The organism is Thermodesulfobacteriota bacterium, assembly GCA_040755095.1.
Taxonomy (GTDB): Bacteria; Desulfobacterota; Desulfobulbia; order Desulfobulbales; family JBFMBH01; genus JBFMBH01.
The window spans coordinates 1-12,468 of the sequence record JBFMBH010000042.1; the positions used below are offsets into that span (position 1 = coordinate 1).

Annotated in this window: 11 protein-coding genes; 6 read left to right on the forward strand and 5 right to left on the reverse strand. The window is 67.5% G+C overall.

What is annotated here, in order from left to right; all coding sequences use genetic code 11:
- From AB1634_08325 to AB1634_08345, 5 genes are all read left to right on the forward strand, one after another.
- The coding region (locus AB1634_08325; protein MEW6219527.1) for an alpha-amylase family glycosyl hydrolase at positions 1-1,722 on the forward strand (1,722 nt) is incomplete at its 5' end.
- 127 nt (positions 1,723-1,849) lie between these two features.
- A complete protein-coding gene (locus AB1634_08330) occupies positions 1,850-3,094 on the forward strand; it encodes an ATP-binding protein (GenBank protein ID MEW6219528.1) in 1,245 nt (414 codons plus the stop codon).
- Positions 3,095-3,234: 140 nt separating this feature from the next.
- Positions 3,235-3,933 (forward strand): Bax inhibitor-1/YccA family protein, encoded by a 699-nt coding sequence (locus AB1634_08335; GenBank protein MEW6219529.1) that lies wholly within the window; start codon positions 3,235-3,237, stop codon positions 3,931-3,933.
- Positions 3,934-3,951: 18 nt separating this feature from the next.
- Entirely contained in the window at positions 3,952-5,850 is a 1,899-nt protein-coding gene (gene asnB, locus AB1634_08340; GenBank protein ID MEW6219530.1) for an asparagine synthase (glutamine-hydrolyzing), read from the forward strand.
- Positions 5,847-7,046, forward strand: a complete 1,200-nt coding sequence (locus AB1634_08345; protein MEW6219531.1) for a polysaccharide pyruvyl transferase family protein — start codon at positions 5,847-5,849, stop codon at positions 7,044-7,046. Before asnB ends, AB1634_08345 begins: the two co-directional genes overlap by 4 nt.
- 1,053 nt (positions 7,047-8,099) lie before the next feature.
- Here AB1634_08345 and AB1634_08350 read toward each other — a convergent pair.
- The 3 genes from AB1634_08350 to AB1634_08360 form a co-directional block, all read right to left on the reverse strand.
- Positions 8,100-8,666, reverse strand: a complete 567-nt coding sequence (locus AB1634_08350; GenBank protein ID MEW6219532.1) for a DUF3782 domain-containing protein — start codon at positions 8,664-8,666, stop codon at positions 8,100-8,102.
- Between the two features lie 176 nt (positions 8,667-8,842).
- Entirely contained in the window at positions 8,843-10,429 is a 1,587-nt protein-coding gene (locus AB1634_08355; protein ID MEW6219533.1) for a reverse transcriptase/maturase family protein, read from the reverse strand.
- A gap of 45 nt (positions 10,430-10,474) precedes the next feature.
- Positions 10,475-11,110, reverse strand: coding sequence for a hypothetical protein (locus AB1634_08360; GenBank protein MEW6219534.1), 636 nt, complete (start codon positions 11,108-11,110; stop codon positions 10,475-10,477).
- A 21-nt stretch (positions 11,111-11,131) separates the two neighbouring features.
- On the opposite strand from AB1634_08360, the gene AB1634_08365 reads away from it, so the two are divergent.
- Positions 11,132-11,539, forward strand: coding sequence for a polysaccharide pyruvyl transferase family protein (locus AB1634_08365; GenBank protein MEW6219535.1), 408 nt, complete (start codon positions 11,132-11,134; stop codon positions 11,537-11,539).
- Positions 11,540-11,599: 60 nt separating this feature from the next.
- Here the strand turns inward: AB1634_08365 and AB1634_08370 are convergent, their stop codons facing one another.
- Entirely contained in the window at positions 11,600-11,944 is a 345-nt protein-coding gene (locus tag AB1634_08370) for a type II toxin-antitoxin system PemK/MazF family toxin (protein ID MEW6219536.1), read from the reverse strand.
- Positions 11,941-12,189, reverse strand: coding sequence for an AbrB/MazE/SpoVT family DNA-binding domain-containing protein (locus tag AB1634_08375; GenBank protein MEW6219537.1), 249 nt, complete (start codon positions 12,187-12,189; stop codon positions 11,941-11,943). Before AB1634_08375 ends, AB1634_08370 begins: the two co-directional genes overlap by 4 nt.
- Positions 12,190-12,468 lie beyond the last annotated feature (279 nt).

Genomic DNA, 12,468 nt, shown 5'->3' on the forward strand with positions numbered 1-12,468 from the left:
ACCTGGGGCCAGGCAGCCCCTTGGGGCCGCGCCCCGTTATGCCTGGTGCCCGACGGCACCTTCGACTGGCAGGGTGATCGTCCCTTGCGCCTTCCCTGGTCGGAGACGATCATCTACGAGCTGCACGTCCGGGGCTTCACCCGCCATCCCAGCGCCCGGGTGGAGCATCCCGGCACCTATCTGGGCCTGGTGGAAAAGATCCCGTATCTGCGCCGGCTGGGCATCACTGCTGTGGAGCTTCTGCCGGTCTTCGAGTTCGACGAGAACGCCAATCCCTTCCAGGATCCGGTCAGCCGCCAGCCGTTGAAGGACCTGTGGGGCTACAACCCGCTGGCCTTCTTCGCGCCCAAGGCCGCCTATGCCGCCGACCGCGCGCCGGGCGGTGCCGTCCGGGAATTCAAGGCCATGGTCTTGGCCCTGCACCGGGCCGGCATCGAGGTGATCCTGGACGTGGTCTTCAACCACACCGGCCACATCGCGCCCCGACTGCCGGTCCTGGCGCCGGTGGACAACCGGATCCACTACCTGGTCGACTCGGCCTCGGGGGCCTACCGGGACCTCACCGGCTGCGGCAACACCCTGGCCTGCCAGCAGCCGGTGGTCCGACAGCTGATCCTGGACTGCCTGCGCTACTGGGTCCTGGAGATGCACGTGGACGGCTTCCGCTTCGATCTGGCGTCGATCTTCTATCGAGGCGCCCAGGGCCAGGTGCTGCCCGCCTCCCCCCTGGCGGAGGAGATCGCCGCCGATCCGCTCCTGGCGCACACAAAAATCATCGCCGAGCCGTGGGATGCCGCCGGCCTCTACCAGGTGGGCTCCTTCGGCGGCCACCCCGCCTGGGCGGAGTGGAACGGCCGCTTCCGGGACGACGTCCGGGCCTTTCTCTGCGGCCAGGGCAATGGCGCCGCGGACCTGGCCACCCGCCTGGCCGGCAGCTCGGACCTTTACGCGGTATCCGGCCGCCGGCCAACCAGCAGCATCAACTTCATCACCTGCCACGACGGCTTCACCCTCCAGGACCTGGTCAGCTACAACCGGAAGCACAACCAGGCCAACGGCGAGGGCAACCGGGACGGCACCGACCACAACCTGTCCTGGAACAGCGGCGCCGAAGGCCCCAGCCGCAGCCACCGGGTGCTGCGGCTGCGCGCCCGCAGGCTCAAGACCCTCGCCGCCATCCTCTTCCTGGCCCAGGGGGTGCCCATGTTCCCGGCCGGGGATGAATTCGGCCGCAGCCAAGACGGCAACAACAACCCCTATTGCCAGGACAATCCGACAGGCTGGGTGGACTGGGAGCTGGCCGGCCGCAACCGCCACCTCACCCGCTTCTTCCGGCTCCTCATCGACCTGCGGCACCGCCATCCGGTGCTGCGACGGCAGACCTTCTTTCCCCCCCAGGGGGAGATCAGCTGGCACGGCCTGGCGGGCCCACCGAACTGGGCGCCGTACAACCGCTGCCTGGCCGCCCACCTTCAAGGGGCGGCCAGCAAGCCCCGGGATGCCGACTTCTTCTTCGCCTGCAATTGCGATCCCCGAGCCCAGACCTTCCTCCTGCCGCCGCCGCCGGCCGGGCAGATCTGGACGCAGCTCCTGGATACCGCCGCCACGCCGCCGGCCGACATCTGCCGGGAGAGCGAGGCGGAAGCGCTCGGTCACGAGCGGGGCCTGCGGGTGGCCTCCATGGCCGCGGTGCTGCTCATCAGCCAGAGCCGCCGCAGTTGAGCCCGGCCGCCGGCCGGGGTCCCTTCCCTGCCGATCTTTCGTCGACGATGAAAACAATCCCCGCTATGATTTCACCATGAACGAAAACAGTTGGAAGGCACGCCGGCCGAAGGAACAGATCAGGGCCATGCTGCTGGAACAGTTCGCCGCCTTCTGGCAGCGGGACCAGGGCGTCCTGCGCGGACGTCTCGCAGACGTGGAGCGCGCCGCAGCCTCACCCCACGCGGTCATCGTTTCCGGTCTGCGCCGGGTCGGCAAATCGACCCTCTTGGCGCAGTGGGCGCATCGGCTCGGCGAGGACAGGTTCTACTACCTCAACTTCGAGGACGACCGCTTCCTGGGATTCACGGCCGAAGACGCCCACGACCTCTACCAGGTGCTGGTGGAAACCTTTGGCGCGCGCACCACCTTCATCCTGGATGAGGTGCAAAACGTCCCAGGTTGGGAACATGTCGTACGCCGTTTCATGGATCTGGGGCACAAGTTCTACATCTCCGGCTCCAACGCCGCGCTGCTGAGCCGCGAACTGGGCTCTCGGCTGACCGGACGTTATGTGCCTGTCGAGCTCTTTCCTTTTTCCTTTGCCGAATACCTCCTTTTCCAGAAAGAGACGATTCCGGATCTCGAGCGCATGACCACGGTGACCAGCGCCAATCTCAACAAAGTGCTGGCAGCCTATCTGCAAGCCGGGGGCATCCCCGATGCCCTCAAGTACCCGGATCTCAACCTGTTGCGCACCCTCTACGACGATGTTCTCTACCGTGACATCGCCACCCGCTATCGGATCGACGCGGTTACGGCCTTGAAGGAGCTGGCCTTCAGCTTGATGAGCAATCCGGCCGGCAGCATCTCCTTCAACAAGCTCAAGAATCAGCTGCGGCTGGGCAGCGTCAATACCGTCAAGAGCTTTGTTGACTACCTGGCCAACAGCTGGCTCATCTTCACGCTCAACGTCTATGATTTTTCGCTGAAACGGCAGCAGATTGCCGCCAAGAAGATCTACTGCATCGACACCGGCCTGGCCCACACCGTCGGTTTTTCCTTTGCGCCCAACACCGGCAAGCTGCTGGAGAATCTGGTATTCCTCGCCCTGCGCCAGCAGACCAGGGAGATCTACTACGCCACGACACCAGGCGGTTTTGAAGTGGACTTCTTCCTGCCGGAACGGGGCCAGCTGATCCAGGTGGTGCAGCACCTGGCCCACGCCACCACCCGGGAGCGGGAGATCCGCGCCCTGGCCGATGCGGCCCGGAGCCTCCCGGTCCGGAGCGCTCTCATTCTGACCGATGCCGACGGCGACAGCTTCGAGCTGGACGGTCTGCCTGTGCAGATCCGCGCCACCGGGGCCTGGCTCCTGAGCCAAGAGCGGTAGCAGTGCCCGGTTGGCCTCCGGCCATGCTGTTTCCTTCCCGGCGAAAGCCGTTTATACTGAGCTGCTGTCCCGGCACCAGGTCGTTTTTGCGGCACCGGCTTCCCCGTATGATCCCAACTGAGGAGGATCCGTTCGTGAGCATGTCTCGTCCCATCGCCATTCCGCAGCCCCAGGCCAATGCCGCCACTTTGTTTCTGGCCAAGGTCTTCAACTGGATGGCCGTCGGCCTCGGTCTCACCGGGCTTACCGCCTATCTGGTCGCCCAGTCGCCGGCGGCGCTGGCCATCATCTTCGGCAACCGGCTGGTGTTCTATGGCCTGATCGCCGCCGAGATCGGCCTCGTCATCGCCATCGCCAGCCGGGTGCAGCGGCTGCCCCGCCAGGCCGCCAGCCTCCTATTTGCGACCTATGCGATCCTGAATGGCCTCACCCTGGCCTCGGTCTTCCTGCTCTACACCGGGGTGTCGGTGGCCTCCACCTTCTTCGTCAGCGGCGGCATGTTCGCCGGTGCCGCGGTCTACGGCTTTGTCACCAGAAAGGATCTGACCTCCTTTGGCGCCTTCTTGCGCATGGGCCTCTTTGGCCTCATCCTGGCCTCCCTGGTCAACCTCTTCCTGGGCAACCCCATGATGAGCTGGGTGATCTCGGGCATCGGCGTCCTGGTCTTCACCGGCCTTGCCGCCTACGACGTCCAGAAGCTCTACCAGCTGGGCGCAAGCAGCATCCTCGGCGACGAGCGGACGGTGCACGGCGCAGCCATCCAGGGCGCCCTGCAGCTGTACCTGGACTTCGTCAACCTCTTCCTCATGCTCCTCCACTTCCTGGGCGACCGCCGTTAAGGCTCGCCCACCGGCACCGTGTGCGGCATCTGCGGCTATCTGACCGCCCCGGCCGGCGAGCCGGCCCGGGAAGGCGACCTGGCGGCCATGCTCGCCGCCATCCGCCACCGGGGCCGGGAGGACGGCCAGTGGCAGGAGGGGCCGGCGGGCCTTGCCTGCCGGCGGCTGCCCATCCTTGATCTGGCCGGCTCCCGCCAGCCGCTGGCCAACGAGGACGGCAGCCTGGTGCTGGTGGGCAACGGCGAGATCTACAACTGGCGCACCCTGCGCCAGGACCTGGAAGGCCGCGGCCACCGCTTCCGCACCCAGGGGGACCTGGAGTGCCTGCTTCACCTCTATGAGGAGGAGCAGGAAGGCTTCCTGGCCCGGCTGCGGGGCATGTTCGCCTTTGCCCTCTACGACCGCCGGGCGAACCGCCTCCTTCTGGCCCGGGACCACCTGGGGGTGAAGCCCCTGTTCTACACCCAGGCCAAGGGCACCCTCTTCTTCGCTTCCGAGATCAAGGCCCTCACCGCCCTGCCCCAGGTGGGGCGGACCCTCTCCCCCCAGGCCCTGGCCGACTACCTCGCCTTGCAGTTCGTGCCCCGGCCCGGCACCGTCTATCAGGAGATCGCCGAGCTGGCCCCGGCCAGCTTCCTGAAGGCCGAGAACGGCCGCCTGACCACCGGCACCTACTGGCAGCTGCCCCTGGCGGAAGCGACACCACCGCCCTCCCTGGCGGAGGCGGCCGGCGAGGTCATGACCCTCTTGCGCCGGGCCGTGGCCCGGCGGCTGATGGCCGACGTGCCGGTGGGGGTGCTCCTGTCCGGCGGGGTGGACTCCAGCGCCATCGCCGCCTTGACCCGGGAGATTGCCCCCGAGCAGCTCAACACCTTTGCCATCGTCTTTGCCGAGGAGTCCTTTGACGAGAGCCGATACTCCCGGCTCATGGCCCAGCGCCTGGGCAGCCGCCACCACGAGCTGGTGCTTGATGAGGACACCATCGCCGGCAGCCTGGCCGAGATCGCCTATTTCTTCGATGAGCCCTTTTGCGAGGGCTCAGCCATTCCCATCTACCATATCTGCCGGCTGGCAAGCCCCAAGGTGACGGTGCTTTTGTCCGGGGAGGGTGCGGACGAGACCCTTGGCGGCTACGAGACCTACCAGGCCCGGCACCTGAGCCCCCTATACTCCTGGCTGCCGGCGCCCATCCAGCGGGGCCTGGCGGCTTTGGCCAGCCGGCTGCCGGTCTCGGACCGCAAGGTCAGCCTGGATCTGAAGCTGCGGCGCTTCACCGCCGGCGCCGGCCTGTCCCCGGCTGCGGCCCACTGCTGGTGGCGGGCGGCCATGAGTGATGCCGACAAGCGCCGGATCCTGGATCCGGGCTTTCTGGCCACCGTGCCCCGGCCGGACAGCGCCGCCCTCTATGAGGCGGTCCTGGCCAGCATCCCGGGCCGGGATCTCCTGAACCGGCTCATGGCCACCGACTGCCGGCTGCACCTGGTGGACGATCTCCTCCTGCGGGCCGACCGCATGAGCATGGCCCACACCATGGAGATCCGGGTGCCGTTCCTGGATGTCGATCTGGTGGAGGCCGCCTTCCGCATCCCCTCGCCGGTGAAGATCCGGGGCCTGGCCAACAAGCGGCCGCTCCGCCATGGCCTCAAAGGCCTGCTGCCGGAATCGATCCGGACCCGGGTCAAGAAGGGGCTCAACATGCCCTACCAGAAGTGGTTCAAGCGCCGGCGCTGGCGGGAGCTGCTCCACGACACCCTGGCGCCGGCCCGCCTGGGCCGGCATGGCCTGTTCCAGGCCGCCGCTGTCCAGGGCCTCCTGGCCGAGCACGAGGCTGGCCGGGCCAACCACAGCCATGCCCTGTGGGCCATGATGCACCTCGTCTTGTGGCTGGACGCCAACCGCGCCGGAGGGCCGGCATGAAGACCGTGTTCCTGGCCGGTGCCGGCAGCCTGGGCAACATCGGTGCCGAGGCCATCGTGCTGGCGGTGATCGAGCTGTGCCGCCGCCATCTCGGGCGAGCGCGCTTCGTAGTCTCGGCCTGGCACCGGGAGCGCATGACCCGGGTGCTGGCCGAGCTGCCCGACGCCATCCAGGTGCTGCCGGAACAGCACCCCTTCTCCGCAGCCAGGGCCATGGCCCGGGCGGATCTGGTCATCGTCTGCGGCGATGTCGCCCTGTCCGAAAGCGTCATCCCCTTCCTGCCCCAGTACTGGGCCTTGCGTACCGGCCTGGCCCGGGCCTTGGGCAAGCCGGTTCTCTTCTGCGGCATCGAGGCCGAGGCCCTGACCAGGCCCAGCAACCGGCTGGCGGCCCGGAGCCTCCTGGCCGGCCGGGCTACCCGGATCATCGCCCGCAACCGCCGCTCCCTGGCCAACCTCACCACCATGGCCGGCCCCAGTCCCCGCTTTCTCCTGGGTGCCGAGCCCACCCTGCATCTCAACGGCACCCCGGCCCACCTGACCTTCCCGGCTGGGGAGCTGCCCGGCCGCCGCCCCCTGGTGGGCCTGGCCCTCCGGGACTGCTTCTTCGCGCCGCTGCACTACAATCCCTGGCGCCGGCGGCTGGAGCGCCGGGATGCCCCCAGCCGCAGCCTCACCCCCCGCATGGGCGAGGCCCTGGACCTCCTGGCCGGGCTGGCCGACCATCTTGTCGCGGCCCACGGCGCTGGCCTCGTCTTCATCCCCCACCACTTCCTGGCCCAAGGCGGGGTGATCCTGAGCGATGCCGAGATCGCCCGCCAGGTGCTGGCCCGCATGCGCCGTTCCGGCCAGGCCTCTCTCCTGCCCTCGGACCTCCATCCCTACACCGTGGTGGATCTCTATCGTCACCTGGACCTGGTGGTCTCCATGCGCCACCATGCCAACGCCTTTGCCCTGCGCCACCACGTGCCCATCCTGGGCCTCGACGTCGGTGAGAAGATCGCCACCTTCTTCCAGGAGGCGGGCTGGGACGACGCCCTGGTGGATCCCTGGTCAAGCCCCCTGCCGGATCTGTGTGCCCTGGCCGACCGGCTGCTGGCGGAGCGCCCGGCCCGGCAGGCCGCCATGGCCGCGGAGCTGGCCGCCCGCCGCCAGGACCTGGCCCGCACCCTGAACGAGGCCCTGGCCGGTCTGTAAGCTCCCTGCCCCAGCCGCCGCCAAGGACACCGGCGGCAAGCGCGGGCTGCGAGGAGGTCGCCCTGGGCATGGGCAGGGGGACGTTCGTGCGGAGGGTGTCTGGCAGCCCATACAGATCGTGACTGGACCGTTTAGCCCCCCCTTTGCCTGATTGACGGCAACGCCAGCTCCTCGCCCGCCCAGGTCACCATTTCCGTAGCCCCGGTGAACGACACGCCGACAGCCCTTGACGATACGGCAGCGCCCCCCGGACGAACCCCGCACCCTCACCGACCTCCTGGCTAACGTTCATGAGAAGAGAAGTTCACACCCCGAAGGTTGTGAGAAGCGTTGTTCCACCACCGACTTTCCTCATCTGACCGGAAGGAGGTGTGCTATGGAACTCAAACCCATTTTCAGGCACCCATCTGCCGTCCCGCGACGTCCCGTAGCCTCCCGGTGACGGCGGCCCGGCCCGGGAGGTACGCCTGCAGGACGTCCGCGGCCTGGCCCTGGACAGAGAACGGCAGCCTCTACCTCGCCGACCGCTCCAACAGCCGCATCCGCAAGGTGACCCCCGACGGCACCATCACCACCATCGCCGGCACCTGCACCAGCGACGGCTGCTCAGGCCACAACGGCGACGAGATCCCCGCCACCCGGGCCCTGATCTCCAATCCCTACAGCATCGCCGTCGACCCGGTGGGCAACGTCTTCTTTGCCGACGATGGCAACCGTCTGCTCCGCCGGATCGACCCCTCCGGCATCATCACGCAAGGAAGGCACTGTTGCCTACTGGCGCGCGGTGGCCACCGACTCCTGGGGCGACTTCTATGCCGTCGACAACCAGAGTGTGGGGACTGGCGCCAAGGTCCGGAAGCACCAGGAACCCTGGGTGCTGCGCACCCGGGTGAGCTACGTTGGTGCCGAGAGTGCTTGGCCGCCAATCGAACGTCGTCACCGGAAGTGTTAGCTGCCGGCTGTCTTGCACTCCCTGCATCAACGTCCCGGAACATGCCCGACCGCGCGGCCTGGGGACCGCTCCCACCAGAGAGCACCTCCCCGCCGCCGTCTTCACCAGACGCTCGGCACGAAGCCGGCATCATTTCGGATGATCACCGTCTCGCCGCTCTGGGCGAGAACGAAGAGCCCCTGGCGGTGCGCGTGCCGGGCCACCTCGTCCGGCAGCACCATGGCTGCCACCGCACCCATGAGCTTGAGGGTGGCGTACTGCGGTGCCAGGCGTTTGAACCGGGACAGACGGTCCAGGTGCAAGGCGATGTCATCCACGGCCAAGGTGCTTTTGCACTCCACCGCCACCGCCTCCTCTTCGTTCACCACCAGGAGATCGATTTCCATGGCCTCACCGTCCCGGTCGACGCTCACCCCCCGGATGACTTGGTGCACTTCGATGCCCCGTTCCCGGAACAGGCGCACCACCGCCGGCCGCACCATCTCTTCCACGAAGTCGCCCAGCCGGTTGCCCAGCCGACCGATGGCGGCCGACACCTCCTTGATCTTGCGGTCCGTCTCCTGGAACTTCCGGTCCGTCTCCTGAAACTTCCGGTCCGTCTCCTGAAACTTCCGGTCCGTAGCCTGGAAGAGCTTCCAGACGTCGCCGAGGGTGATTTCGTCGCCCATGACCACCTCCTTGGCCGGGGGCATGTTCCCGGCACCGGCTGGATTCTCCTTTATGGTTGTGATGCCAACCGAATGCGGACAAAGCAAGGTCGACCGCACCCTTGGCCCTTATTCGGTTGATCAGAGCCTACCAAAACCCGTGGTGGGTGTCGAGGGGCTGGGAAAAGGAATGGACATCAGGCGGCCAGCCGGGGTTCGTCCAGCCACAGCGGCAGGCGGGGCTTGATGGCGGTGCACGCTGCCGCCACCGGCGGGAAGATGCCAGACCGGATGGCGGTGGTGGACGCGGGGCCGGTGGCCGCGTCGCGCTCCCATCGCGCCGGCCCAGGCCCTGCCCCAAGGGCGGCGGCCTGGGCCCCTGGCGCCAGCAAAGGGACCCCAATGGGAGGAACCGGGCTGGCGTGCCAGGGGACGGCCTCGGCCACGAAGAGGACGGGGCGGCCGGCGGCCAGGACGGCGGCGCGGCGGCGGGGCAACTGGGCGAAAGGGAAGCCGTAGCGGGCGCCCCGACGGTTGGCGGCCATGGGGGAAAGGCCAAGACCAGACGCCAGGGCCTCGTCCCGGGCCGAAAAAAACTCGATGAAGGAGCCGACCTGGAGGAAAACCACCGCCTCCGGGAAGCGCCAGCGAAAGAAGCGGTACTGGCTGGCCACGCGCCCCATGCCGGCCGGCGGCCGGAAGCGGGGGACGAGGCGATGGAGATCGGGGGTCAGCAGAAAATAGCGGCCAAGAAAGGCGTGGCGCTCCCAGAGGGCGGCCACCAGGCGATGGCTGTTGGCATGGCGGGCATGGCCCAGGAAGGAAGCGATGGTCGCGACCAGGCGGTCGAGGGCGGGCAGGTCGAAGGAGAAGCGGGTGGCGTCGGGGAGGATGCGGACCAGGTGCCGCTCGGCGGCGCGCAGCCGGGCGGTCAGGTTACCCACCACCCGGCGCCGGACGAGAGAGTAGTCGGCCCGGACGAGGTAGCCCACGAAGTCGATGCCGCCGTTGGCCTGGCCCAGCCGTTGGCGGCGGGGGTTCAGGTTCAGGGCCAGGGCGGAGGCGAGGAACTCGGCGATGGCCGCCCGCCAGGCCAGAAGCTGGTCGCGGCTTCCGGCCAGAAGGACGAAGTCGTCGCAGTAGCGCAGGTAGAAGCGGCAGCGCAAGGAGTGCTTCACGAACTGGTCGAGAAGGTTCAGGTAGACGTTGGCGAAGAACTGGCTGGTCAGGTTGCCGATGGGGAGCCCAATGCCGGCCGGGGCATGGAACAGGGTCTTTTCCGGCGGCAACAGGTCCACCAGGCGCGGGTCGGCCCGCATCTCGGGGTCGGCGGTGCAGTCGTGGAAGATGAGGGTGGCGGCCAGCCAGCGCAGGTTGTCCGTGGGCAGGCGGGGCAGGAGAAGGTCGTAGAGGATGGCGCGGTCGATGCGCATGAAGTAGTTCTGGATGTCGAGCTGGAGATACCACGCCGGCCGGGTGCCGTTGGCCGTCACCTGGCGGATGAACTGGGCCAGGCGTCGGGCCGCCCGGTGGATGCCCTTGCCGCGGCGGCAGGCGTAGGAGTCGTGGATGAAGACCGGCTCCCAGACCCGTTCCAGGGCCGCCACCAGGACATGGTGGACGATGCGGTCCCGGAACGGGGCGGCGAAGATCTCCCGCAGCTTGGGGCGCTCGGCGAAGAAGCAGACAGAACGAGAGGGGCGGTAGGTGCGGTCGCGAAGCTCCTGGCAAAGATCCAGGAGGTTGGCCTCCTGATGGTGCTCGAAGGCCTGACCGAATGACACCAATCACCGAAGCATCAACCGTCCGGGGCGCGTGCCCTTGGCTCCTCATTCCCCAGCGCCACCGCCGCGCCGGCCCCTCTTCCACCCCAGAAGGCCTGCCATTCCCGTGCCCAAAAGAAGCGCGGTGGCGGGCAAAGGCACCGGCGCGGCCACATCCCCGGGGCGCACGGCCAGGCCATAACCGTCGTAGCCCTTGTACTCCGCGCCCTGGTTGCCGTAGCCCAGGCTGAAGTACCAGGCGTTGGCCGGGTAGCTAGCGTACTCCGTGCCAGGCCAGTACCAGTACGACGTCAAATGTTGAAATGGGCCCACATTTTGCGAGCCCCAACCGGGTTGAGGAGCGTTGCCCGAAGTGTCGTAGTACCCCTTGTTGCTCAGCTCTGTATAGTAGAGATGGCCCATTTCCGACGTCGTGATGTTGTAGCCAGCCGTGGTGCTGCCGTCATAGCCCCAGACATACGGCCCATCCACCGTCGACGGCAGCCGCCAGTCGTCGTACGTCACCCCGTTCACGGTCACCGACAGGTTCGACGCCCAGTTCATCTGGTCCTGCCACCTGCCCACATACTGGCCGTTCACGTAATACGGGTTCGAATAGTCGTACCAGGTGATGTTCAGGTCGGCGTCGTAGATCAACTGGTTACCGCGGCCCACGGCGCTGGCCTCGTCTTCATCCCCCACCACTTCCTGGCCAGCGGCGGGGTGATCCTGAGCGATGCCGAGATCGCCCGCCAGGTGCTGGCCCGCATGCGCCGTTCCGGCCAGGCCTCTCTCCTGCCCTCGGACCTCCATCCCTACTCGGTGGTGGATCTCTATCGTCACCTGGACCTGGTGGTCTCCATGCGCCACCATGCCAACGCCTTTGCCCTGCGCCACCACGTGCCCATCCTGGGCCTCGACGTCGGTGAGAAGATCGCCACCTTCTTCCAGGAGGCGGGCTGGGACGACGCCCTGGTGGATCCCTGGTCAAGCCCCCTGCCGGATCTGTGTGCCCTGGCCGACCGGCTGCTGGCGGAGCGCCCGGCCCGGCAGGCCGCCATGGCCGCGGAGCTGGCCGCCCGCCGCCAGGACCTGGCCCGCACCCTGAACGAGGCCCTGGCCGGCGTGTAGGGGCACTCCTTCCCCACCTGCCACCAGGGACAACAGCCCTGACGCCGGCCGGCCCCCGCGTCACGGCAAGATCAAGGGGCCCAGCCGTTCCTCGACCTCCTCCATGAGCTGGGCAGACAGCACATCGAAGGGCCGGGCGTTTCTCTTCCGCCAGTCAATGCTCTTGACATGGTCCACCAGCACCACCCCTTTGACCTTGTGCCCCTGCGGGATCCTCACCTCGAAGGGATAGTCCTTGGCCTGGGAGGTGATGGGGACCACGACGGCCAGACCGACGATCCGGTTGTAGTCGTCGGCGGACAAGACCAGCGCCGGACGATGACCGCCCTGTTCATGGCCACGCACCGGTTCGAAATCCACCATGATCACCTCACCGCGTTTGGGAAAGAAATCATGTGGGCTCACCAGGCCTCGTCTCCTTGCGGTCCACCCCAATCGGTCTCGGGATGGCTGTTCTCCTCTGTCACCCCGGCCAACAGCTCCGAGAGCGTATACTTCCAGCTCCGTTTTCGTGCGGGCGCCACAATGAGCCGGCCATTGTCGACCAGAAGATCGACAATGGAATTCTCGGACAGATGCAGCTCGGCCAAGAGACCGGCCGGGATCCGCAGCCCAACGCTGTTGCCCCATTTTCTGAGAGTGGCTTGCATGGCCGTGACCTCCTGCTGGTTGAAAGAACCGACGCGCCGTATAAACTATGTATAGACAATCATCCCCTGCCGTCAAGATGAAGGAGCGAACGATGTCCAGGATAGACGTCACCCGTCCAGAGCTGATCCGGCCCGGTAGCGGGCCGGGCCGGGACCATTCTCCGTTCGCCACCGGCGGGAGCCTTACCCCCGGTGCGGTGCTCCCGGCCACCGGCTCCAGCCGCTGGCACCGGACAGCGCGCGCCCCGGGGAAGGAGGGATGGGCAAGTCGGGGCAGGG